This is a genomic window from Marinimicrobium sp. (assembly GCF_002695945.1).
GTDB classification, from domain to species: domain Bacteria; phylum Pseudomonadota; class Gammaproteobacteria; order Pseudomonadales; family Cellvibrionaceae; genus Marinimicrobium; species Marinimicrobium koreense.
This window is the reverse complement of the sequence record NZ_NZQP01000062.1, coordinates 25,927-49,698: the sequence shown is the minus strand read 5'-3', so window position 1 is coordinate 49,698 and position 23,772 is coordinate 25,927. Positions and strand designations below refer to the sequence as shown.

Below are 23,772 nucleotides of genomic sequence, written 5' to 3'. Positions count from 1 at the left end.
GGTATCCTCATAGCGTTAAAAAAGGGCGAGCCGCAGAACGGCTCACCCAAGGGAATGGATAAAGAAGGAGTGGATAGAAGGGAGTCGTAGAGCTGAGCGCGGACACACCCGCTCAGTCAGTCGAGCGAACCAGAAAGCGCCGGCTGCCGGGGCGAGTGGTGTGGTACTCGTTCATCAGCTCCGGCAGGTCCCGCATCAGGGCATCGGTATTCAAGGCTTTGCTGTCCTTGCTCCGCTTCCAGGAGATCGAGCCCCGCGCAAAGGTGGCTCGGGTTGCCTCGCTCATGGCCTGCTGGAGAGTCTGCTTGAGCAGCTCCTCCTGCTGGGTCAAGGTTTTGAGCTTATGGCGGGCCGTCACCAGCTGATCGAACACGTTGCACAGATGCGGGTCATCGGTGAAGTCCACCGTCTCGCCGTCGTCCTGGGGGTACAGATACCGCAAGGCGGCCCCGGCCGACTCCGAGCCATCCGCTGGGGGTGGGGTGTCGGTTTCCACGTAGTCCCAGAACTTGCGCTCCAGTTCGATCAATCGAGCAATCAGCGCATCGTCCCGCTCAATGCGGTGCACCTGAATCTCCTGGCCGCAGAGCAGCACACAGACATCGGCGGCGGCTTTGCCGGTGACTGCCAGCTGGTGCTGTACCTGGCACTGCACGTATTCCGGTACGCCGTCGCGCCATAGCCGAGCCCCAAACTCCCCGGCGGTCTTGCATTCGAGTATCTGAACATCGGATGCGCCCACCACTGAGTAGTCCAGGTTGGCCAGCATCCAGGCTTTGTCTTTATCGGGGTGCTGCAAGACGGCGTTCACCCGGCGCACCTTGTTGCCCGTGCGCTTGGTGTAGTGGGTGGCCACAATCGGTTCGAGAATATGGCCCCAGTACATGGGGGAGCCATTATCATCGGGATCGACCGAGGGGAGCTGATCCTCCCGGCCGGTTTTGATCATCCACAGCTCAAGCTGGGATTGGTAAGGGTTCAGGCCCACGGCGGCGGCCGCGTCGCTGGCGCCGAGGCCGGTCTGGCGAACCTTGAGCCAGTCGTTCCGGCTCAGATCTTTGGTGGAGACCAGCCGCAGGGCAGGCCGTTGCTTGGGTGAGGTAATACGGGGTGCTTTCATTGTCGAGTCTCCCAAACGCACAAAAGCCCCAGCCACGCGTGTCGGTGGCTGGGGCTTCTATGAGGTTTGACGGTAAGTAAAGAAGGAAGAGTGGAGCCGTGGGCTCAGGCGACCATCAGCAGGGCCTGGTTCAGAGCCCGGCCTTTGAGCGCTGCGCCCTGACCGAACCAGGCGGAGTCCAGCCGATTGTCCTGGCTGCGTGCCCGGCGCTCGTGGTCCACGAACTGGGTGACGGCAGTGAGCAGGCCGTAGGCGGTGCCCTTGGAAGAGGCGAGATCCGCCCCCAGGCCCTGGCCGTCATACAGCGCTTGCACGCGAGCCATATTGCGCTCGGTGCCCTTGCTGATGGAGGCTGTATCTGGATCGCCCATCACCCGCAGCAGGAAGTGGCGCACCTCACTGTCCTTAACGGAGCGGTTGCTCAAGTGCTTCATCCGGTACATAAACTCATCCCACGCGGAGACGGTAATTCCCAGCGACTGCTTGACCGCCTCGGCATCAAACACCGAACGGTGGGGCACCTTCACCGCACCCGCGCCGCTGCCCAGTGCCACAGCCAGGGTGTTGTTACACACCACCCGCACACTGGTGAACTGAGCGGTGGTGGCCATGGTCCCGTCACAGGCGGTGGCCAGCAGCACATAGCCCTTGGTGGTGTCCTTGCCCTTGAGCGTGGTGGACTGCCCGGTGCGGGCCAGGGCCCAGAGCTTGCGCCCGCCTTTGAGCACTCCCGCCGTCTCCAGCTCGAAGCCGGAGCGTTCGGTTAGGTCCCGGTAAAACTCCAGAATCTCCCGAGGCTGGACCACCTTGTAGCGGTTGCCCACCACCGACAGTGGGTCGTGGGTGTCCGAGCGATACAGGACCTTGTGATCGTCGAAGGGCTTGATCTCGCCCAGGTACTCACGCTGCCCGGCAATAAAGCGCACCGGGGATTCCTGGATCTCCCAGTCCATGCCGGCCTGAATGACCCAGTCATCAACGGGAAGGCCGGAATCCAATTGACGGCCGAGGCCGTGCCACGGGGTCTGGCCGACATAGGCCATGTTTTCAACGAGGTGTGCCATAGTGGTTCTCCTACGGAATAAAGAGCCCAGACCCACGAAGGTCTGAGCAAAGTTTGATCAGTGGGGGTGGGTTAAAACCGGTGCTCGCAGCCCAGACAGCGGTAGGCCTGGAATACCTCCTCATCAAGCTTGTCGCCGAGCTTCACGCCGACGACGCAGCCCGAGAGCCCGCCCACAATGGCGCCAAGCACCGCGCCAGAGGCGGCACCCGCCGGGCCCGCGATCGCGCCGACGGTGTAGCCCAATCGGGCGCCACTGGTAGCACTAATGGCTCCACTGATAGCGCCAGCAGTAGTGCCAACGGTGCCACCGACCTTGCGGCCATAGCGGCTGGGAATAATGCGGTGGGAATTACAACGAGGGCATGCGGTGTGCATAGCCGTATCTCCTATATCAACCAGGGTTTACCGGCGTGCTGGGGCCGGGGTCATGGGGGTGATATAGGTTTGAAAAATTTTGGCTTGGCCGTGCTGAAAACGCGGGCTCACATCAAACTGGCGGTTAATTTGACATTTAATGCTCGTGGCCTATATTGTCCCCTATTGTACTATTTTGACACGGGACTCGGCAGGTGGCAGGCGACGTAATCACTCTTAAAGAGGTGGCGGAATTCCTCAAAGTCCACGAGCGTACTGTCTATCGACTCGCCGCTAAGGGAGAAATCCCGGCGTTCAAAGTGGCCAATAGTTGGCGTTTTCGGCGCCAGGATATCGAGCGCTGGATTGATCAGCAAACGCACTCGGCAATGCCACGGAGTTCCCATGAAGCTGATTGATAATATCAACGACCTTCTCGGGGACGACCTTCGAAGCAGTATCGAGCCAGGTGCGAAGCTGAAGATTGCGGCGTCCTGTTTCTCCATCTACGCCTTTGCGGAACTGAAGGAGCAGCTCGAATCCATTGAATCCTTGGAGTTCATTTTCACCTCTCCGACATTCGTCCCCGACGAAGTCACTGACAGCGGTCGCAAGGTCCGCCGGGAATTTCATATCCCAAAGGCCGAGCGGGAGCGGAGCTTTTACGGCAGTGAGTTTGAAATTCAGCTGAAGAACCAGCTGACCCAGCGAGCCATTGCTAGGGAATGCGCTGACTGGATGCAGCGTAAGGCTGTTTTCCGATCCAATCGTAGCAAAGCACCCATGCAACAGTTCGCTTGCGTTGAGGCAGAAAATGAAGAGGCGGTCTATCAGCCCCTGCACGGCTTTACCGCCGTCGACCTGGGTTATCAGCAAGGCGACGCCGTCTCCAACTTCGTCAATCGGTTTGATGACCCGGCGTACACGGCCAACTTTCTGCGCTTGTTCGACCAGATTTGGAGTGATCCCGAAAAAATTGAAGATGTGACCGATAGGCTGTGTGAGCACATCGCATCGGTGTACCAAGAAAATTCTCCCGAGCGCATTTACTTCCTGATGCTCTACAACATTTTCAATGAGTTTCTGGGAGACATCAGCGAAGATGTCCTGCCCAACGACCGGACCGGCTATCAGGATAGCCTTATCTGGAACAAGCTGTACAGTTTCCAACGTGACGGGGCCACCGGCATCATCAACAAGCTGGAAACTTACAACGGCTGCATCCTGGCTGACAGCGTAGGCCTTGGGAAGACGTTCACAGCCCTTGCGGTCATCAAGTATTACGAGCTGCGCAATCGCTCCGTACTGGTCCTCTGCCCCAAGAAACTCGCTGACAACTGGTTAAATTATAACCGCAATCTCACCACTAACCCCCTGGCTAAGGACCGATTCAACTACGAGGTCCTCTGCCACACCGATCTTCAGCGTACTAGCGGGGAATCCTTCGGCACCCGACTGGACCGGGTTAATTGGGGCAACTATGACCTAGTGGTGATCGACGAATCGCACAATTTCCGCAACAACGATGTTTTCAAAGACCGAGAAACCCGCTACCAGCGTCTGATGAACAAGGTGATCCGCGAAGGGGTCAAGACCAAGGTCTTAATGCTTTCCGCAACGCCGGTCAACAACCGTTTTACCGACCTGCGAAACCAGCTAGCTCTTGCCTATGAGGGTGAATCCGATGCGCTCACCGCAAAGCTGCGGACAGAAACAGACATTGAGGAAATATTCCGCCGCGCACAGACTGCATTCAACGCTTGGTCTAGGATGCCGCCGGAAGAGCGCACCGCAGGGGCGATTCTGGAGGCGTTGGACTTTGACTTCTTCGAATTGCTGGACAGTGTCACCATCGCCCGATCCAGAAAACACATCGAGCACTTCTACGATACGACAGAGATTGGCAGTTTCCCTGAGCGCCGCAAGCCCCTGGCCTTCCATCCGCCACTGACGCAGCGTACCGATGTCATCGGCTTCAATGAAATCTACGCGCAACTGACCATGGTCAAGCTCGCGGTCTATGCCCCTGTGAATTACATCTTGCCCAGCCGGTTAGCAAAGTACGAGGCACTTTACGACACCGAGGTGTCCAGCGGTGGCGGCCGGCTCAAGCAGGCGGACCGGGAGCGCAGTCTTCAGGCTCTGATGACCACTAACCTGCTCAAGCGCCTGGAGAGCTCGGTAGAAGCATTCCGTAAGACTTTGAAAAAACTGCAGGATAATCACACTCGCACGCTGGAAAAGATCGCCACCTATAAGGAAACTGGCCGCGATGCCGGCTTCGCGGATGTCACCGCCGGTTTTGAGGATGCAGAGCCCGAAGATGAGGAATGGCTGCCCGCTGATGACGACAGTATCGGTGGAAAGGTGCGCATCAACTTGGCCGACATGGACTTGCCGTCCTGGGAGCGGGACCTTGAGGCTGATCTTGGCGTTCTCGCAGCGCTATTGGCCGAGATGGAAAAAGTAACTCCGGAAGACGACGCCAAACTGCAGCACATCAAAGCGCAACTCAACAACAAGATCAATGCGCCCATCAATCCCGAAAACCGGAAGATCGTCATTTTCACGGCCTTTTCCGATACTGCGCACTACCTCTACAACCAGCTGGTGCCGGGGATTCTTGAAGACCACGGACTGCACAGCGCTATCGTCACTGGCTCCGAAGCACCCAAATCCACGCTTGGCCGGGGCTATGATTTCCAGTCTCTACTGACCTTGTTCGCTCCGCAGGCGAAGGAAAAACACCATGTCCTGTCGGATGAGCCGAACGAGATCGACCTCCTGATCGCCACCGACTGCATTTCCGAAGGCCAGAACCTTCAGGACTGCGACTATCTGATCAACTACGACATCCACTGGAACCCGGTGCGCATCATCCAGCGCTTCGGCCGCATCGACCGAATCGGCTCGCCGAATGCCAGTATCCAGCTCGTCAACTATTGGCCGGACATCAGCCTGGACGAATACATTAACCTCAAAGAGCGTGTCGAGAACCGCATGGTGATCGTCGATGCCACCGCCACTGGCGACGACAACCTGCTCAACACCGAATCCAGCGAAATCGCCTACCGCAAAGAGCAGCTTCGCCGCCTCCAAGAAGAAGTGATCGATATGGAAGACGTTAAAACAGGCGTCTCCATCACGGACTTGGGGCTGAACGACTTCCGCATGGACCTGCTCAACTACATCAAAACTCATGGCGAGCTGGCTAACCTGCCCAGCGGCCTGCACGCTGTCGTGCCGACAAACTGGGATAGTGACCTGGTGCCGGGGGCGATCTTTACCCTGCGCAACCGTAACCACGCGGTTAACATTCAGCAACAGAACCGGCTGCACCCGTTTTACCTGGTCTACATCGCCAACGACGGCGAGATCATTGCCAACCATACCGAAGTCAAGCCTTTGCTGGACCTGGCCCGCTCCGCTTGCCGGGGGCGCACTGAGCCTATCCAAGCGGCATGTCAGCCCTTTAACCGGGCCACAGACGACGGTCGCAATATGTACTTTTACTCCGACCTGCTCGACCAGGCTATCCGCAGCATCATTCAGGTGCAAGACGAGAAGGATTTGGACAGCCTCTTCACAGGTTCGCGCACCAGTGCACTCACCAACCCCATCGCTGGGTTGGATGACTTCGAGCTGCTATCCTTCATCGTCGTTCAGGAGACATGATGAGCGGAGAGGCCAGCCACCCAGCGCTGTTAGACTACCCTGAGCGTGCGCGGCTGAGTCGGGTCGTGCCTAAGAACCGCATTGTGGGTGCAGGCACGCCAGGCCGCAGGGTGCGCGATCAACTCACAGCCCAGGTCGCTAGAATCACCTGGCAGTACAAGCTGGCGCCGGAGACACTGAACCTGCAGGGTAGCAGGGCAGTGCCCGAGATCCAGATATTCAGAGTAGCGCTGAAGCCGGCCGGAGTGGCGGATGCGCTGCCGGTTGAGGTGCTGCGTTGCATTGACCGTGCCATCGGCTTTCCGCTGATCTTCGAGGTGACCGCCAGCCGCGAGGACGGCGCGCCCCGTGATGCCATTCGGGTGGCGGCCACCTACAAGCGGCCCAGTGAGTCCGACGCCAACAAATGGGTGATCGACGACTACTTCGCCACTGACTGGCTGCCAGCGGACATGCCACGGGCGCCGCTGCCAATTGCGTTGGATTTACCTCGGCTGTACGAGCAGGTATTGCGGCTACTGATTCCGGTGTCGACCCGCTCGGGCGAGTCCATGGCGGCCTTGGTGGAGCGCCACAGCCGGGTCGTCGGAATGCAGCGCGAATGCCAGCGGCTGGAAGCCCGCGTTCAGCGGGAAAAGCAATTTAACCGAAAGGTAGAGTTTAACCGCCAGTTACGGGGGTTGAAGGCGGAGCTCGATGCCTTGATCGAATCAACGAATGAAGGACAGAAGAAACATGGCTGAAAAACCGAAAACCAACAAACTGAAAATGCATAGTCCCGACCTTAGCCAACAGAACATCGCCAAAATTAGGAAGCTCTTCCCTGGTTGCGTAACTGAGGCTCGCGAAGAGACAACCGGGAATCTGCGCCTAGTGGTGGACTTTGATCAGTTGAAGCAAGAGCTGAGCGGCCATATTGTTGAGGGCCCTCAGGAACGCTATCGCCTAGACTGGCCCGGTAAGCGAGAGGCGCTTGCACTGGGAAACTCGCCGGTGACAAAAACGCTTCGACCTTCCACGGAAAGCAGCCCCCGTTTTAGTACTACGCAGAACCTATTCATTGAGGGAGACAATTTGGAAGCCCTCAAGCTTATCCAGGAGACATACCTGGGAAAGATAAAAATGATTTATATCGATCCGCCATATAACACTGGGAACGACTTCATTTACGAAGATGATTTTTCGGAGGCTGAAGGAGAATACCTCATTCGCTCTCAGCAAAAGGATAGCGAAGGAAACCGACTCATTGCCAACACATCAGCGAATGGTAGGTTTCATAGCGATTGGCTGACAATGATGTATTCTCGGCTTTTATTGTGCAAGCGCCTACTATCTAGTGATGGGGTCATGTTTATCAGTATTGATGATAACGAAGCCCATAATCTAATCCGTTTGGGCTGTGAAATTTTTGGTGATGAGAACTTTATCGCTCAGCTAGCCGTTTTGGTTAATCCGCGAGGCCGACATCTTGATAGATTTGTCGCCAAGACGCACGAGTCAATTTTAGTGTTTGCAAAGGACGGCATGAACGGCGCCGCTATCCGGGGACTTGAGAAAGAGGGGCGCATGGTTGAAGAATACAATCGGTCAGACGATCGAGGTCCATATCGCCTGCTTGGCTTGCGCAATCGAAATCAGGCGTTTAATCCGACGACTAGGCCAAATCTTTACTACCCGTTGTATGTAAACCCTGAGAGTGGCGCAGTCTCAATCACTAAGTCTGAAGATTTTACTTTCGAAGTTTGGCCTGATGCGCCAAATGGCGTTCAGACTTGCTGGACTTGGGGAAAGGACAAGGTAAAGTCGGAAGCGCACCTTTTGTTGGCAGAACCTCGCGGTGAAGAATGGCGTATTCATAGAAAGGACTATTTGAATAGTGATGACGGGAAAACAGCGAAAAGTCTTGTGAAGTCGTTGTGGACTGACAAGGAGTTCACAAACGACTATGGTCGTAAAGCTGTCAAAGATCTTTTCGGGGCTGCAGTTATGGACTTCCCAAAGTCGCCAGATCTTATTGCTCGCCTTTTGAAAATAGCGACTAGAGAGGACTCTATTGTATTAGACTTCTTCGCAGGCTCAGCGACGACAGCGCAATCCGTAATGACCCTAAATGCAGAAGATGGCGGTGCGCGCAAGTTTATTATGGTTCAGCTACCCGAAGAGGTCGGGTCAGCTTCCAACGCGTACAAAGCGGGATACCGTGATATCGCCGAACTCGCAAAGGAACGCATTCGTCGTGCAGGGAAGAAGATCCTTGAAAACGAATACCATCCTGCCTGGAATCGCGATGTTGGTTTCCGGGAGCTTAAGGTCGATACTTCGAACATGAAGGATGTCTATTACCGCCCGGACGAACTGAGGCAATCAGATTTACTCGATACAGTCGATAACGTGAAGGAGGACCGCACACCAGAGGACCTGCTATTCCAGGTATTGGTCGACTGGGGCGTTGACTTGACCCTACCCATTCGCCGCGAAACAGTGCAGGGCAAAACCGTCTTCTTCGTAGACGAGAACGCGCTGGTTGCCTGTTTCGATAAGGGTGTTACAGAAGATCTGGTTAAGGAGCTGGCTGGCCATGAGCCCCTGCGGGTTGTTTTTCGCGACAACGGCTTTGTTTCCGACGCGGTAAAAATCAACGTGGAACAGGTCTTCCGTCAGCTTTCGCCGACCACTGAAGTCAGAAGTCTCTAAGGAGTCGCGGCATGGACGAGCAAGCTCTGAATGCGCTGCTTGAGACCTTGATCAGCACCTGGGAGAACGAGGTGGTGGAGTTCAAGCAGGCTGGCAATGATTACGACACCAACAAGATTGGTGAGTATTTTTCGGCGCTCAGCAATGAAGCCAATCTGCGGGGGCTGGAGCGTGCGTGGCTGGTCTTCGGTGTTAGTAATAAAACCCGTGGTGTGGTGGGTACTCTCTACCGGCAAGAGCCAGAGCGCTTACACGGCCTTAAACAGCAAGTGGCGCAAAGCACCGAGCCCAGCGTTTCCTTCCGCGATATCCATGAGCTGCAGCATGCAGGCGGGCGGGTGTTGCTGTTCGAGATTCCCGCAGCGCCAAGGGGTATCCCGATTGCGTGGAAAGGGCACTATTACGCCCGAGCGGGCGAAAGTCTGTGTTCTCTAGGGCTGGACAAGCTGGATGAGATTCGCCAGCAGACCCTAGCGCAGGACTGGAGCGCGCAACTGGTGCCGGCGGCCAGTCTGACCGATCTGGACGAATCGGCGCTGGCCAGGGCGCGAAAGGCCTTTGTCAGGAAGTATGCCAACCGCTTCAGTCCCGAAGAGGTTATGAGCTGGCCGCTGGCGACCTTCCTGGACCGGGCGCGCATTACCTTGAACGGCCAGGTTACGCGCACGGCGCTGCTGTTGTTGGGCAAGCCCGAGGCAGTCTGGCACCTGTCGCCGCACCCAGCTCAGATGACCTGGAAGCTGGAGGGGACCGAGCGGGCCTATCAGCACTTCGCACCTCCGTTTCTGTTGACCACCACCCAGCTGTATCAGCGTATTCGCAATATCCAGCTGCGTTTGTTGCCCCAAGACGAGCTAATGCCGATTGAAGTCTCCAAGTATGACCAGAAAATCGTGCTGGAAGCATTGCACAACTGCATTGCGCACCAAGATTACACCCGTAATGGCCGGGTCGTGGTGATTGAGCAGTCCGACCGCTTGATATTTGAGAATGAGGGCAGTTTCTTCGAGGGTGCTCCGGGAGACTATCTGGAGGGCAACCGCATCCCCCGCCGCTACCGCAATCCCTTCTTGGCACAGGCCATGGCTGAGCTGAACATGATTGATACCATGGGCTACGGCATTCACGACATGTACGCCCGCCAGGCCAAGCGTTACTTTCCCATGCCGGACTATGAGCTTGGGGAGCCCAGTGCGGTCAGCCTGACCATCTACGGTGGTGTGGTGGACCCAGCCTATAGCCGGCTATTGATACAGAAAACCGACCTGCCGCTTGCGGATGTATTGGCTCTGGACCGGGTACAGAAAAAGCTGCCGATTCCCGATGAGGCTGTGGCCCGGCTGAAGCGTGCCGGCCTGATTGAAGGGCGCAAGCCCCGCTTTCATGTATCGGCCAGCGTCGCCAAGGCCACCGGGAGTATGGTGGATTACATCCGTACCCGAGCCCAGGATGATGAGTTTTACGCCAAGCAGGTCACTGATTACCTTCGGCAGTCTGGCGGGGCCAGCCGCGCCGATATCGATAAATTACTGTTCGATAAGCTGAGCGACGCCTTGTCTAATGAGCAAAAAGTAATAAAAATCAGCAACTTACTGACCAAATTAAGACGCCAAGGGGTTATTTTTAACGCTGGTTCACGAAGCAGGCCAGAATGGAAACTTGCAGAATGAATATGTTCCTTAAAATATCATTTTCTCTTAAAAATCAATTGGTTATGCCTTTCTGCAAAGTGGTCGAAGCTAACAAAATGCAGAAAGAATGCAGAAAGAGGATGCCATGAAACTCAAGTTCAAGGTCCAGTCATATCAGACCAACGCCGTCAACGATGTGGTGGAGTGCTTCGCCGGACAGCCCATGACTTCGGGCCTGAATTATCGCATCGATCCCGGACGCAAGGCGCAAGCCAGCGCCTTTGAGGAGGGTTTCAAGAACGCCGACTTGGCGCTGACCGAAGCGCAGATCCTGGACAATATTCAGAAGGTCCAGCGTAGGCAGAACCTACCTGGCTCGCAGTCATTGACGGACTTTACGACCTTTAATGCTAAGGGTGAGCGTGTGCCCGCCCCCGCAGCTTACAAGAAGGACGCCCTGGCTGCGACCCGCGTTCACCTTGATGTGGAGATGGAGACGGGCACGGGTAAAACTTATTGCTATATTAAGTCTATCTTCGAGATGAACAAACGCTATGGCTGGTCAAAGTTCATTATCGTCGTGCCTTCTATCGCCATCCGCGAAGGGGTGTACAAGTCCTTCGAAGTGACCGCCGAGCACTTCACTGAAACCTACGGCAAGAAGGCGCGGTTTTTTATCTACAATTCCAAGCGCCTGCATGAAGTCGAGAGCTTCTCTTCGGATGCCGGAATCAATGTGATGATCATGAACATCCAGGCGTTCAACGCGCGGGGCAAGGACAATCGTCGTATTTATGATGAATTAGACGACTTTCAGTCGCGCAAGCCAATCGATGTAATTGCGTCGAACCGGCCGATTTTGATTCTGGACGAGCCACAGAAGATGCAGGGTGCGGCCACCATGGAGGCCCTACCGAAGTTCAAGCCGCTGTTTATCCTGCGTTACTCGGCTACCCACCGTACCCAACACAACCGGGTACACCGGTTGGACGCGCTCGACGCTTATAACCAAAAGCTGGTGAAAAAAATCGCGGTTCGCGGCATTCAAACCCGTGGGCTCGCTGGAACCAGTGCCTACCTGTATCTCGAAGGTATCGACATCTCGAAGCATGCCCCGGTGGCTCGGATTGAGTTGGAGGTGAAGCTGAAGTCGGGCGAGATCAAACGACAGCTTCGGCGGATGGCATTTCGCGACGATTTGTTTACGATCTCTGGCGAGCTGGACCAATACCAAGGCTTTACAATCAGCCAGATCGATGAACGAAACGACACAGTGGAGTTTACCAACGGGGAAATACTGAAGGCCGGCGAGGCGAATGGTGATGTCACGGAGCGTGACGTCCGTCGTATACAGATTCGTGAGACGATCAAGGCACACCTGGACAAAGAAAAGCAGCTCTTTGCGCAGGGCATCAAGGTGCTGTCACTGTTCTTTATAGACGAGGTGGCAAAATATCGCGACTACGACGCACCTGATGAGAAAGGCGAATACGCGCGGGTTTTCGAGGAGGAGTACGATCTGCTGAAAAACGAGTACCTTTCTGAGCTTGCTATCGATAACGAGCAGTACCGGAAGTATTTGGCAGATATTGAACCCGGTCGAACCCACAATGGTTATTTCTCGATCGACAAAAGGACCAAGCGGATGAAGGACCCAGCCGTCGGTGCGAGATCCGTTGATTCCGATGACGTAGACGCTTACGACCTGATTCTAAAGGACAAGGAACGCCTGCTGGCCTTTGAAGAACCGACGCGGTTCATCTTCTCCCACTCCGCACTTCGCGAAGGCTGGGACAACCCGAACGTATTTGTTATGTGCATGCTGAAGCACAGCGACAACACCATTTCTCGCCGCCAGGAAGTGGGGCGTGGGTTACGCCTGAGCGTCGACCAGCATGGTGACCGCATGGATCACCCGGCCGTGGTACACGATATCAACGTGCTTACGGTGGTCGCGAGTGAGAGCTACAAAGACTTCGTGGTGGGTTTGCAGAAAGAGATTTCGGAGACCTTGTCGTCGCGCCCACGCCAGGCGACAGAGGCCTACTTCACCGGAAAGACGATCACGACAGATCAAGGGGTGGTCGAAGTCACCGCTGCCATGGCGAAACAGATTTATCGTTACCTAATAAAGAACGATTACACTGACGATGCCGACCAGATCGCCGACGCATACCATGATGCCAAGGACTCCGGAACGCTCGCAGAGCTGCCAGAAGACCTGAAGCCTCATGCCTATCAGGTTTTCCAACTGATCGACAGTGTCTTCAGCGACGCTCAACTACCGAAGGTGGATGACGGACGTAAACCCAAGACCAACCCCCTGAACGCGAACTTCGAGAAGAAGGAGTTCCGGGCTCTGTGGGAGCGTATCAATCGCAAGGCTGTATATCGGGTTGATTTTGATTCGGAGGAGCTAGTTAAAAAGTGCGTTGGTACTTTAGACAAAGAGTTGCGGGTGACCCCTTTGCAGTACACCGTCCAAGCGGGTGTTCAGCAGGATGCTTTAACCGATGAGCAGCTTCGTGGCGGTGATGGATTTTCAGTTCAGGAGACCAAGAATGAGTACGGAGATTCTATTCATTCATTGGTAAAGTACGATCTCGTAGGAAAAATTGCTGAAAACGCTCATTTGACCAGAGAGACCACGGCGGCAATACTTAGTCAAGCACAGGCGGCGGTTTTCGCGCAGTTCCAAAAGAACCCTGAACACTTCATCGCGGAGGCTACTCGTCTTATTACTGAACAGAAAGCAACCATGGTGATTGAGCGCCTTGCATACAACGAGGTGGGTGAGTGCTACGACGCCGACATTTTCACCGCCAACCAGACTGGCCAAGATTTCTCCCGTGCTACGGCGAAACTCAAGAACCACGTCTACGATTATGCGATAACGGACTCCGATGTGGAGAGTAAGTTTGTAGAGGAGCTGGATACGAGCCATGAAGTCGTCGTGTATGCCAAGTTGCCGCGCGGCTTCCTGATCCCGACGCCTGTCGGTGACTATAACCCCGATTGGGCGATATCCTTTAGCGCCGGAAGTGTCAGGCATATCTACTTTATAGCCGAAACCAAAGGCTCCATGTCGTCTATGAAGCTGCGTGAGATCGAGAAAACGAAGATCGAGTGCGCCCGGAAGTTCTTCGACGAGATAAATCAAAGGATCAGTGAAGATCGCGTGAAATACGATGTCGTTACGGATTACTCAAAGCTGATGGACGTTGTTGGGCGGGCTACTAGCGTGTGATCAAGAGAATAAGCCTGGGTAGGAACTAGCTGCCAACTATTGATGCGGCGTCCGGGATCCGGCAATCTTCGGCGGGCTGGGTGTGTATCCTTACGAGGGGCTTCTATATTGTATTTAATGGCTTAGATATCCGATCAGAAAACGTTTGTAAAGTGGAGGAGAATCGATGGGTCGAAGTAAGAGAAAGGCGCAACAGAAAGCTATCATGGAAAAGCATTCTCATCCTTATTTGGACTGCCCGGTGACCTACGGTGAGGTCTCTAAAGTGCTACATGACCTGGATCCTGGGAACACTTGTTGTGGCCACAACGAGGGCATGGAGGACGAGTACGATCTCATAGCTAGATCTGCAGTGAGTGAATCTGGTGGAGAGCATGCTAGGATCGGCCAGGCCGTAGTCGATGAACTTTGTGTTTCATTTGGCTCTTTCGATGGCGACCCAGGCACTATAGAAGCCATTTTGTATGCATTTCGCGCAGAAGAAATTGAAAGAATTCTGAAGTGTCGTTCAGAAAAAATTAGAAGCATTCATGCCCACCTTTTTCCGGAGGACTATGACTTCGTTTACGATTCAATTTCTGACGTTCGTGATCGTCACAAAGGCATCGATCCCATGTCGCTGGAGTATCGACAAAAGTGGCAGCTGAAAAGGAGAAAGCTTGAATTGCAGGAAGAGCTTTATAGCCGAGATACTATGGAGTTTGTCGAGAAGCTATATTTGCGTCTGAGCTGGCATGAGGTTGATATTTTGCTCTACTCCAAGGAGATCGACTGGGAGCGATTAGCTAATACGATGAAGCTTTGAATAACTGCTTTTAGCTTGATTGGAAGCTTGTATTTTCAGACTGTTTCGAGCGCTTGAAGAGCTTAGAGCTCTAAGGTGAGTCCGTGTGAAGTTAATGAAGTGCAAGGTCGAGCGTTTGACGTAAGATTTTAGACGTGAAAAAAATTTTTCTTAAGAAGAAAATTGAGTTCTCTGGAGCCGTAAGACTGTCTAAAATGAAGGAGGCAGAAAAGGTGTGGCGTGACGATCTCCCTATTAGAATACGCAATGTTCTCAGCCACGAGGCTATAGTGTCTGATTATCAAAAACTTCACAATAGTCTAATATTTTCCAGAGGAATTCGATTTTCTAAGAATGAAAAGAAGGAGTTGCAGAAATTTTGGAGACGTCTTTTCCCGGCTGTTTTCGTAAGCGGTAGAGCTTCAATTACCTGAGCTAAGAGTTAGTGTAGGCTGCTTGGAAAACGCCAAGCAATAATGATAGCCAAAAACTATCATAATGCGGGCAATGATTGTTGCGGGCACATTTGTCAACTAAGCTCCACCAGGCCTTGTGGGATCAGTTGTACCCTTTGGCTTATGGCTTTCACGTAAGACAAGGGTTATCGATTGCTTTACGTGGTCGTAGATTTCTGGGCAGCTACTTGCTCTGGGTCCTGCTACGTTCAGTGTACTGATCCCAAAGTTTTCAATAAATCTGCTCAGGACTTCTGCCGACCTTCTGGGATCAATCAATTGAATATCAATTAGCTTGTAAGGTTTCTTTTGCTTGATGCAGAAGAGAACTGATGCTTCAGTGCCGCCAGTCGGGTATGAGCTGTAGAAAATTGCGGTTCCGTCAGAGTCCGTCACATTTTTTTTGTTACGTTGCCGGTAGCCACCCTCAATTTCGGTCAGCTTGTACTTGTTACTTATTGAGCCATCCTCAGCTAAACGCCCGGCGGGACAGTTCCCACCTATAGGGAAACCGGCTTCAATACCTGCATCCAGAGCCGCTCTATCCGCTCCGGTTTGTCCACCACTTACAATTTTTGAAAGCATATCACCGTGTCCAGATTAACATATATATAATATAAAAATCTTTCAGTATTCATCACTGGGGAAATGATACACCGCCAAGATAGGGGGTACTCAGAGAATGACCGCAACCGTTCCATAAAGGAGTGCTCGGTGGCTGAGAGGTCTGCCGATATAGTGGCCCATTGTGCTGACTCTGGGTGCGCGCTACTATCTACTTAGCTCGACAGGGCCAGACTTTCGCCATGAAGTAAGGGCTTTCAACTGCTTCAGTTATGGCTTGAAGGGCGGATTCAATACCCATTTCGGTTCAATAATTACCCAAATGGGACGACGGTATCAGCATTATTTGAACCAATTAAAGTCTTTTTATATCAAAGCCTTATGAATATATTTCAAGTCCGGCCTTGGCGCTTGGACCCAGTAAAGCGCATTTAATCGAGTGCGTATGAGCTGCGGGACTCACAGGCCAACGAGAGCCGCGTGCTTTATTCGGCCCCAGCTCTGGCCTTTAGGAGCCATTGCGATTTCTGTTCAACTATCATCCATTCACCACCTTTAGAGGGGGGCTTTGACAGGCGGACAGTGAGCCTATCGACGCCTTTTCGATCTGGCTGCTCCAAACCGTCATGAGCTTCCTTCGAGCCTCCAGATAGTCTGCCCGGTTGTAATCCCCCCGCACGCTGCTGTCAACGTGAGCCAGGCATACCTCAATGAGCTCCGGGTCCTGCCGCATTTCATTCAGTACTGTGCTGGCCAATGCCCTCAAGCCGTGGCTGACAAGCTTACCCCCATAACCCATCCGCTTAAGCGCCATATTGGCGGTTTGGCTATTGGTGTGGGTTCGTGGGTTGCGATCAGATGGAAATAGGTGCTCCCGGTGCCCACTAATCGGTTTTAATGCTTCCAGTAGCGCCAGGCTTTGCTCTGTCAGTGGCACTATGTGCTCTTTCCGTTTTTTCATCCGCTCGGCTGGTATTGTCCATAACTGCTTCGCGAAGTCGATTTCTTCCCAGCGAGCGCCAGCCGCTTCTGAGGGGCGTGTCATGGTGTGCAGCTGCCATTCGATCAGCAGGCGAGTGACTCGCTTGATGCTGGCGTTGGCGATGGTTTGTACCAGCTCCGGCAATTCCTCCGGCTTGATGGTGGGCATATTCTTCTTCTTGGGTTTTAAGAAAGCCTCCCTTATGCCGCTGAGCGGGTTGGTTGGTAAGTACCCACTATTTGTGGCGTGAGTCATGATTTCGTTTAGCCGCTGACATAGGCGCTTGACGGTTTCGAGGCTGCCTTTGGCTTCAATAGGGCGTAGGACATCAATCACCTGTGGAGCGCTAACGTCGGTAATCGGTGTGTGCGCCAGCTTGGGGAAAATATGGATCTCCAGTGACTTCCAGGAGTCGGCTGCATGGTCAGCGGTCACACGGGACTTTTTCAGCTCAATCCACTCTTCGGCGACCTTGCGCAAGGTGTTGCTCGTCTCCAGCTTCCTTTGTAGTGCTTCTTTGTCTCGGTGCGCTTTGGGGTCGATGCCCCGGGCAACGAGCGCGCGGCTCTCTTTGGTTTTTTCGCGAGCTTGAGCGAGGCTGATCTCGGGGTAACTACCCAGCCCGATGTTGACTCGTTTCTTGGAGATGGGGTGACGGTAATTGAAGTTCCACAGACGTGAGCCATTGGCGCGCACGCGGAGTTGAAGGCCACCCCCATCGGACAGGACGTAGTCTTTGTCTCGAGGCTTGGCGGCGGCGACCTGCTTGGCCTTCAGGGTGGTGGTGTAGGTGCTCATTGGGTATTCCAGACTGCCATTTGGTATTCCAAAATATAGCATTGGGTGCCATGGAATACCACTTGGAATACCCGCAGTGTCGGTTGTTACTGGATCTTATCGGACGTTAATAGACTGGAAAACCACGTAACTGCTTGATTTTAGGCACAAAAAAAGACGTCCTAGGACGTCTTTAGATGTGGTGATGGTGGAGCCGGGGGGAGTTGAACCCCCGTCCGCCGATACTCCGCTCTTGGCTCTACATGCTTAGTTTCCGTTTATTGATTTAGCCTCTTACAGCCCAACGGGCAGGACGTAAGACGCGATCCTGTTTAGGTTTTAACGGATCCGCCACAGGCGAACTTCACCGCGATCCAGTTCTATTTGACAGTCAATAACGCGGTACTGGCACCTTGCTATTGACCGCTAGCAGGTTCTTAGGCTGCTAGAGCGTAGTTGTCGTCGTTGGCAACTATTAAGTTGCAGCTTTGGATTAACGTGATTGGCTGCCATCACGACATGCACCTTGAGTTTCGTCACCGGCGTCGAATCCAAATCGGCCCCTTAAAGGGGAATTTGGTCGCGTCGGGCAGAGTGCCAGTCAAGCTGGCCGAACTCGAACCCTGCGATTCATGAGACTACCGGAAAAGCCGGAAGTTCCAGAATTGGGAGCATTGTAGGGCCGTGTGAGGGGTAACGCAAGGTCGCATTACCCCCAAGACGGCCGCTGTCGCCTTCTTTCCTGAATCAGTCTCTGGTTTCGGTGCGGGTCACATCGGCGCTGATCTCCGCAACGACGCGGCGGTTCTGCTCGCGGCCGCTGGCGGTGTCGTTATCGGCGATGGGGCGCTCCTCCCCATAACCAACCGCCTCTACCCGGTCTGCGGGCAAGCCAAAGCGCTCAATCAGCACGTCACGGACCGCGTCGGCGCGGCGCTGGGACAGTTGCTGGTTGTAGGCGGCGGCGCCGCTGCTGTCGGTGTGGCCCTCGACGGTGACCCGGGTCTGGTCGAACTGGCGCATAAAGTCGGCGACCTGCTGCACTTCGGGCATGAACTGCTCCCGAACCTCGGCGCTGTTGGTCTCAAACTGCACCTGCATTTCGATGGAGACCGACTCGGTCAGCTCAACCGGACAGCCCTGATCGTCCACCCGGTATTGGCGGGCGGTATTGGGGCAGTTGTCCCGGTGGTCCGGCACGCCGTCGCGGTCGCTGTCCAGGGCGCAGCCTCGGGCATCGACGCGGGCTCCTTCGGGCGTATCGGGGCACTGGTCCCGGTTATCGACCACCCCGTCGTTGTCGCTATCCTGTGGTGTGGTTGGAGCGGGTTCGGGCGCGGTTGACCGTGCGGGGCGGTCGTCGTAACCGAACAGGAAGCTCAGGCCGGTGCTGATGGCGAAGTCAGTGTGTTCGGCATCCAGGTTGTTGAACAGGCGCATATCGGTGCGCCACAACCAGCGTTTGGACAGTTGGTATTTGACCCCGACACCGGCATTGATCAGGGTGTCGTTCTGGGCCCGGGCCAGGGTGGGGCCGGACAGCTCCTGGTCGCCAACGCCGAAGGCGAAATAGGGACGAGCGCGCTGATTGCGATCGGCCAGGTGATAAAGCGCGTCGAGGCGATACTGTTCGCCGTCGATATCCACACCGGTTTCACTCTGCTCGGTGTCGAATTGCGAGGCCATCAATTCCAGGCCCCAGCGTTCGCCGAGGTTCATTCCCAGGCCAAGCTGATAGTGACCGGTGTCTTCCAGCGGGGTGTCAAATACCGTGCGCCCCAGGCCACCATGGAGTTCAAAGGTGGGGTGGTGCAGGTCGTGGTCGTCGGCGTGGGAAAGGGGTGTGGCCGCGAGGGCCAGTGCTGTAAGCGGGGTTCCAAATTTAAGTGCCATTAATGTCTCTCCTGAGTGATTCCGTGGCAATTGATACCTGCTAAGTGTAGCAGGCTTGAGCAACAGTCCGTGTATGGGGGTGAAACAATGTGATTCAAGTCACCCCCTTTCTCAGGGTCGGTTGATGACGGCCCGAGGCATGGTTATACACTCAAATACTTCTGTACCAGATGGTCGTCCAGAGCGGCAATCGCGCCAGAGGCCTGAGTGTGGCCTTTTTCCATGATAAAAAAGTCATCGGCCACCTTGCGGGCGAACGGCAGTTTCTGTTCAACCAGCAAAACGGTGAGCCCCATTTCCCGATTGAGTTTGCCAATCACGTTGCCGATATCGCGCACGATGTTTGGCTGAATGCCCTCGGTGGGCTCGTCCAGCAGCAGAACTTTCGGGTCCAGCACCAGGGCCCGTCCGATGGCCAGTTGCTGTTGCTGGCCGCCGGACAGGTCGCCCCCTCGGCGGTGGCGCATGTCGAGCAGTACCGGGAACAACTCGTAGATGTGATCGGGGACTTTGGTCTGACCGTCGCCCCGCGCGCCGAGAGAGATTTTGAGGTTTTCCTCAACGGTCAGCTGCGGAAATATTTCCCGGCCCTGGGGTACGTAGCCGATGCCGGCCCGGGCGCGGGCTTCGGTGGAGAGTTTACTGATGTCTTTGCCGTTGAGCCGGATACTTCCTTCGGCAATGGGCAGCAAACCGGTGATGCATTTGAGCAGTGTGGTTTTGCCCACGCCGTTGCGCCCGAGCAGGCAGCCGCAGGTGCCTTCACGGACTTCCAGGGACAGGTCCCAGAGGATGTGGCTTTGGCCGTAATATTGGTTGACGTTTTCGATGGTTAGCACGGGGGTCTCCGTTGTTACAGTCCAGGTCGTTGGTTGTTTTAGGGGGTATTTACGGCGGATGCGCTGGGCTCCGAATCGTCGGACCGATCCGCCCTACGCTACCTAGTGGCGGTATCCGCCGTTACCCACACTATTCACCCAAATACACTTCGATGACTTTTGGGTTGTTCTGCACCTGATCCATGGTGCCTTCGGCCAATACCGAGCCCTGGTGCAATACCGTGACCTGGCGGGCGATCGAGCGCACAAAGGCCATGTCGTGTTCCACCACGATCACCGAGTGATCGCCGGCGAGGGAGGTCAGCAGCTCGGCGGTGCGTTCGGTTTCCTCGCCGGTCAATCCGGCGACGGGCTCATCCACCAGCAACACCCGGGGGCTCTGCATCAGCAGCATGCCGATTTCCAGCCATTGTTTTTGACCGTGGGAGAGCAGACCGGCGGGGCGTTGAACCTCTGACAGTAAACCGATCTGGCGGACCACTGAATCAATCCGGTCCGTCTGCTCCGCCGAGAGTGATCGGGTCAAGGTGAACCAGACNCGNTTGTCGGCGGCGGTGGCGAGCTCCAGGTTTTCGTATACCGTCAACGCTTCGAAAATGGTCGGCTTNTGAAACTTCCGACCGATGCCGCCCCGGGCAATNTGATGNTCNGACAGGTTCANCAGNTCAATCTGTTGTCCAAANTACACGCTGCCCTCATCGGGNCGGGTTTTNCCGGTAATCACATCCATCATCGTCGTTTTTCCGGCGCCGTTGGGGCCGATGATGCAACGCAGCTCGCCATCGTCCACATACAGGTTCAGATTGTTCAGCGCCTTGAAGCCGTCAAANCTGACCGTCACGCCTTCAACGTACAGAATCGGNCCGTGACTGGTATCCAGGGGTTTACCAAAATTCGGATCCCGTTTGGGTAGCGCCCTCTGNCTGAATTGATGGGCTTGCTTGATCAGGTTCATGGCGCCTCCTTGGGTTCGGTTGTTTGGTCGGCTCCGGTCTGGGGATCGGTCTTGTTGCCTTTGCGCTTGAGGCGATCAAACAGACCCACCAGGCCCTTGGGCAGAATCAAGGTGACAATCACAAACAGGGCNCCGAGCACAAACAGCCAGCTCTCCGGTGACCAGGTGGTAAACAGGGTTTTGGCGTAGTTCACGGAGAAGGCACCNACAATGGCCCCGTAAAGCGTCCCGCGACCGCCGGTCGCCACCCAGACCACCAGCTCGATGGAGTTCAGGGGTGAGAATTCACCGGGATTGATGATGCCCACCTGGGGCACGTACAGGGCGCCCGCGATGCCGGCNAGCATGGCGGAAAACACAAACAGCCAGAGTTTGTAGGCTTCCACTTTATACCCGCANAAACGGGTTCGACTTTCGGCGTCGCGAATGGAAACAATCACCCGNCCCATGCGAGAGGTGACGATATAGCGGCANGCCAGGTAGCCGAGNATGAGCATAATGGCCGAGGCGATAAACAGGCTGTTGCGGGTGCCTTTGTCAGTGATGGAAAATCCCAGGATGTCCTTGAAGTCNGTCAGGCCGTTGTTACCCCCAAAGCCCATNTCGTTGCGGAAGAACGCCANCATCAGNGCGTAGGTGAGCGCCTGNGTGATGATCGCAAAGTAGACCCCGGTCACCCGTGAACGNAACGCNAGCCAGCCAAACACCAGGGCCAGCAGGCCGGGCACCACCAGTACCATCAGCGCGGCGAACCAGAACATATCGAAACCGAGCCAGTACCAGGGCAGGCTGTCCCAGTTCAGAAATACCATGAAGTCCGGCAGGTCGGGATTGCCGTACTGGCCCCGATCACCAATCTGNCGCATCAGGTACATGCCCATGGCNTAGCCGCCCAGNGCNAANAAGGCNCCGTGNCCNAGNGACAGGATGCCGGCGTAACCCCAGATCAGGTCCACCGACAGGGCCAGTAGTGCAAAGCACAGAAACTTNCCGATCAGGGTGACCAGGTAAGTCGAAACATGGAAGGGCGAACTCTCCGGCACCAGCATATTGCAGACCGGAACGATCACCGCCATCAGNGCNACCAGCCCCAATACCAGCATGCCGCCCCGATCACTGAGTAGTAAACGTTGTGTCAACATAAGNGTCTCTCGAAACCTTTCAGNAGGGNAGGGGTTATTCCGCTGCCCGTCCTTTTTGAGGGAACAGGCCTTTGGGGCGNTTCTGAATGAACAGAATCAGCATCACCANTACCAGCACTTTGGCCAGNACCGCGCCCGCCCAGGGCTCCATGAATTTGTTGAGTACGCCCAGCCCCATGGCGCCCACCAGNGTGCCCCAGAGGTTGCCNACACCACCGAACACCACCACCATGAATGAATCNATGATGTAGGCCTGGCCGAGGTTGGGGCCGACATTGGTCAGCTGCGACAGGGCGACACCGGCCACGCCCGCCACGCCCGAGCCGAGGCCGAAGGTCATGGCGTCGACCCAACTGGCNCGCACTCCCACCGCGCGCGCCATGGGGCGGTTCTGGGATACCGCNCGCACTTTGAGGCCCAGCGAGGTGCGTTTGAGAATGGCCATAAGCATGAAGAACACGATCAGGCCAAAGGCGAGAATGTACAGGCGGTTGTAGGTGAGCGAGAGCGCCGGGTTGATGACCATCGANCCGCTCATCCAGTCAGGTAAGGTCACGCTACGGTTCAGCGGCGAAAAAATGGTGCGAGCCGCTTGTTGAAGAATCAGGCTGATACCGAAGGTGGCCAACAGGGTTTCCAGGGGGCGGCCGTANAGAAAGCGGATCACNCCTCGNTCAATGGCAATGCCCACCAGNCCGGCGACCAGNAAGGCCGCGGGNACGGCCATGGCCAGNCTCCAGGCAATCTGTCCCGGNAANAGCTGTTGAATNACCCANGTNGTGTAGGCNCCGATCATCATCAGCTCGCCNTGNGCCATATTGATCACNCCCATNACCCCGAANGTNATGGCCAGACCAATGGCGGCGAGTAACAGGACCGAGCCCAGGCTCAAGCCGAAGAAAATGCTTTCGACGAATTGGTANAATTCGAGNTTGGTCTGGATAGAGGCCAGTGCTTCTCCGGCGGCTTCCTGCACGGCGGGNGCCGGGTCGTCATCGCGCAGACGGCGCAGTTCGTTGCGGGCTTCGCCCACCAGTGAGCCACGCAGCGATTGGATGGCGGACAGGCGAACTCGCTCGTTGTCGCTCTTGAGGTCGTAAAGAGAGAGGGCGGTTTCAATGGTTTCATTTACCAGGCGCGTCTCTTCGATNTCGCTGCGAGCTTGCAATAGNTCGATGTTGTTTTCGTCGATGCCCTCTTTGATCATCCGNTGTACNGCTTCGTAGCGGNTCTGGGTATCTTCGGAATCGAGGTTCAGGCGCGCGAGTATGTTGCGAATCTGGGTGCGCATCCGCGTTGTGACGGGNATGCGTTTAGTATNGATCGCGGCGTCCAGGCTTGCTCCGGTGAGTGCGTTCTCCAGGCTGCCATCGGGCCGTTCAATCAGAATGCGGCTTTCGTCTTCGTCATCGCTGTACAGGTTCCCTTCCAGCAGGGCCGTCAGTACGATCGGAACTCTCGGGTGAGCGACTTGCGCCAGGGCGTCAATGGCGTCGTCCCGTTGCATCAGACTGGCCTGGGCGACCGCTCGNGTCTGTTCGGCCAGGGCGTTCTCCTCTTGAGCGNNCGCCGGCGTTGCAATGCACAGCAACAG

Annotated in this window: 17 protein-coding genes and 1 other RNA gene; 7 read left to right on the top strand and 11 right to left on the bottom strand. The window is 55.4% G+C overall.

Annotation, left to right across the window (positions count from 1 at the left end; all coding sequences use genetic code 11):
• Nucleotides 1-112: 112 nt before the first annotated feature.
• The 3 genes from CMG77_RS14370 to CMG77_RS14360 all read right to left on the bottom strand — a co-directional run bounded on the left by CMG77_RS14370 (nt 113) and on the right by CMG77_RS14360 (nt 2,429).
• Complete coding sequence (locus CMG77_RS14370) at nt 113-1,120, bottom strand: YqaJ viral recombinase family nuclease (RefSeq protein WP_286804674.1); 1,008 nt, start codon at nt 1,118-1,120, stop codon at nt 113-115.
• A 104-nt stretch (nt 1,121-1,224) separates the two neighbouring features.
• On the bottom strand, nt 1,225-2,184 hold the full coding sequence (locus CMG77_RS14365) for a DUF932 domain-containing protein (protein ID WP_286804675.1): 960 nt from the start codon (nt 2,182-2,184) through the stop codon (nt 1,225-1,227).
• 71 nt (nt 2,185-2,255) lie between these two features.
• The gene (locus CMG77_RS14360; protein ID WP_286804676.1) at nt 2,256-2,429 is read right to left on the bottom strand and encodes a hypothetical protein; all 174 of its coding nucleotides are present in this window, start codon (nt 2,427-2,429) and stop codon (nt 2,256-2,258) included.
• 326 nt (nt 2,430-2,755) lie between these two features.
• Here CMG77_RS14360 and CMG77_RS14355 point away from each other — a divergent pair, with 326 nt between their 5' ends.
• The 7 genes from CMG77_RS14355 to CMG77_RS14325 all read left to right on the top strand — a co-directional run bounded on the left by CMG77_RS14355 (nt 2,756) and on the right by CMG77_RS14325 (nt 14,592).
• Nucleotides 2,756-2,959, top strand: coding sequence for a helix-turn-helix domain-containing protein (locus tag CMG77_RS14355; RefSeq protein ID WP_286804677.1), 204 nt, complete (start codon nt 2,756-2,758; stop codon nt 2,957-2,959).
• Nucleotides 2,946-6,215: a helicase-related protein gene (locus CMG77_RS14350; RefSeq protein ID WP_286876268.1), complete on the top strand. Its 3,270-nt coding sequence runs from the start codon at nt 2,946-2,948 to the stop codon at nt 6,213-6,215. Before CMG77_RS14355 ends, CMG77_RS14350 begins: the two co-directional genes overlap by 14 nt.
• Nucleotides 6,215-6,958, top strand: a complete 744-nt coding sequence (locus tag CMG77_RS14345; protein WP_286804973.1) for a DUF4391 domain-containing protein — start codon at nt 6,215-6,217, stop codon at nt 6,956-6,958. Before CMG77_RS14350 ends, CMG77_RS14345 begins: the two co-directional genes overlap by 1 nt.
• Nucleotides 6,951-8,909: a site-specific DNA-methyltransferase gene (locus tag CMG77_RS14340; protein ID WP_286804970.1), complete on the top strand. Its 1,959-nt coding sequence runs from the start codon at nt 6,951-6,953 to the stop codon at nt 8,907-8,909. The genes CMG77_RS14345 and CMG77_RS14340 overlap by 8 nt, the downstream gene beginning before the upstream one ends.
• 11 nt (nt 8,910-8,920) lie before the next feature.
• On the top strand, nt 8,921-10,579 hold the full coding sequence (locus tag CMG77_RS14335) for an RNA-binding domain-containing protein (RefSeq protein ID WP_286804969.1): 1,659 nt from the start codon (nt 8,921-8,923) through the stop codon (nt 10,577-10,579).
• Nucleotides 10,580-10,685: 106 nt separating this feature from the next.
• A complete protein-coding gene (locus CMG77_RS14330; protein WP_286804967.1) occupies nt 10,686-13,787 on the top strand; it encodes a type III restriction-modification system endonuclease in 3,102 nt (1,033 codons plus the stop codon).
• A 166-nt stretch (nt 13,788-13,953) separates the two neighbouring features.
• Nucleotides 13,954-14,592, top strand: a complete 639-nt coding sequence (locus CMG77_RS14325) for a hypothetical protein (protein ID WP_286804965.1) — start codon at nt 13,954-13,956, stop codon at nt 14,590-14,592.
• Between the two features lie 512 nt (nt 14,593-15,104).
• Here the strand turns inward: CMG77_RS14325 and CMG77_RS14320 are convergent.
• From CMG77_RS14320 to urtB, 8 genes are all read right to left on the bottom strand, one after another.
• On the bottom strand, nt 15,105-15,611 hold the full coding sequence (locus CMG77_RS14320) for a putative molybdenum carrier protein (RefSeq protein ID WP_286804963.1): 507 nt from the start codon (nt 15,609-15,611) through the stop codon (nt 15,105-15,107).
• 517 nt (nt 15,612-16,128) lie between these two features.
• Nucleotides 16,129-17,370, bottom strand: coding sequence for an integrase domain-containing protein (locus CMG77_RS14315; protein ID WP_286804961.1), 1,242 nt, complete (start codon nt 17,368-17,370; stop codon nt 16,129-16,131).
• Between the two features lie 185 nt (nt 17,371-17,555).
• Nucleotides 17,556-17,913: a transfer-messenger RNA gene (ssrA, locus tag CMG77_RS14310) on the bottom strand.
• Between the two features lie 183 nt (nt 17,914-18,096).
• On the bottom strand, nt 18,097-19,242 hold the full coding sequence (locus CMG77_RS14305; protein ID WP_286804959.1) for an OmpA family protein: 1,146 nt from the start codon (nt 19,240-19,242) through the stop codon (nt 18,097-18,099).
• A gap of 143 nt (nt 19,243-19,385) precedes the next feature.
• Complete coding sequence (urtE, locus tag CMG77_RS14300) at nt 19,386-20,081, bottom strand: urea ABC transporter ATP-binding subunit UrtE (RefSeq protein WP_286804958.1); 696 nt, start codon at nt 20,079-20,081, stop codon at nt 19,386-19,388.
• Nucleotides 20,082-20,211: 130 nt separating this feature from the next.
• Nucleotides 20,212-21,036: an urea ABC transporter ATP-binding protein UrtD gene (gene urtD / locus CMG77_RS14295; protein ID WP_286904939.1), complete on the bottom strand. Its 825-nt coding sequence runs from the start codon at nt 21,034-21,036 to the stop codon at nt 20,212-20,214.
• On the bottom strand, nt 21,033-22,178 hold the full coding sequence (gene urtC, locus CMG77_RS14290; protein WP_286904937.1) for an urea ABC transporter permease subunit UrtC: 1,146 nt from the start codon (nt 22,176-22,178) through the stop codon (nt 21,033-21,035). The genes urtD and urtC overlap by 4 nt, the downstream gene beginning before the upstream one ends.
• Before the next feature lie 34 nt (nt 22,179-22,212).
• On the bottom strand, nt 22,213-23,385 hold the full coding sequence (urtB, locus tag CMG77_RS14285; RefSeq protein WP_502691947.1) for an urea ABC transporter permease subunit UrtB: 1,173 nt from the start codon (nt 23,383-23,385) through the stop codon (nt 22,213-22,215).
• Between the last annotated feature and the right edge of the window lie 387 nt (nt 23,386-23,772).

Bases quoted from the DNA above. Each gene is read 5' to 3' on its own strand.
- CMG77_RS14365 (WP_286804675.1), bottom strand. From the start codon at position 2,184: ATGGCACACCTCGTTGAAAACATGGCCTATGTCGGCCAGACCCCGTGG.
- CMG77_RS14345 (WP_286804973.1), top strand. From the start codon at position 6,215: ATGAGCGGAGAGGCCAGCCACCCAGCGCTGTTAGACTACCCTGAGCGT.
- CMG77_RS14350 (WP_286876268.1), top strand. From the start codon at position 2,946: ATGAAGCTGATTGATAATATCAACGACCTTCTCGGGGACGACCTTCGA.
- CMG77_RS14325 (WP_286804965.1), top strand. From the start codon at position 13,954: ATGGGTCGAAGTAAGAGAAAGGCGCAACAGAAAGCTATCATGGAAAAG.
- CMG77_RS14315 (WP_286804961.1), bottom strand. From the start codon at position 17,370: ATGAGCACCTACACCACCACCCTGAAGGCCAAGCAGGTCGCCGCCGCC.
- CMG77_RS14340 (WP_286804970.1), top strand. From the start codon at position 6,951: ATGGCTGAAAAACCGAAAACCAACAAACTGAAAATGCATAGTCCCGAC.
- CMG77_RS14330 (WP_286804967.1), top strand. From the start codon at position 10,686: ATGAAACTCAAGTTCAAGGTCCAGTCATATCAGACCAACGCCGTCAAC.
- CMG77_RS14305 (WP_286804959.1), bottom strand. From the start codon at position 19,242: ATGGCACTTAAATTTGGAACCCCGCTTACAGCACTGGCCCTCGCGGCC.
- CMG77_RS14335 (WP_286804969.1), top strand. From the start codon at position 8,921: ATGGACGAGCAAGCTCTGAATGCGCTGCTTGAGACCTTGATCAGCACC.
- CMG77_RS14320 (WP_286804963.1), bottom strand. From the start codon at position 15,611: ATGCTTTCAAAAATTGTAAGTGGTGGACAAACCGGAGCGGATAGAGCG.
- CMG77_RS14370 (WP_286804674.1), bottom strand. From the start codon at position 1,120: ATGAAAGCACCCCGTATTACCTCACCCAAGCAACGGCCTGCCCTGCGG.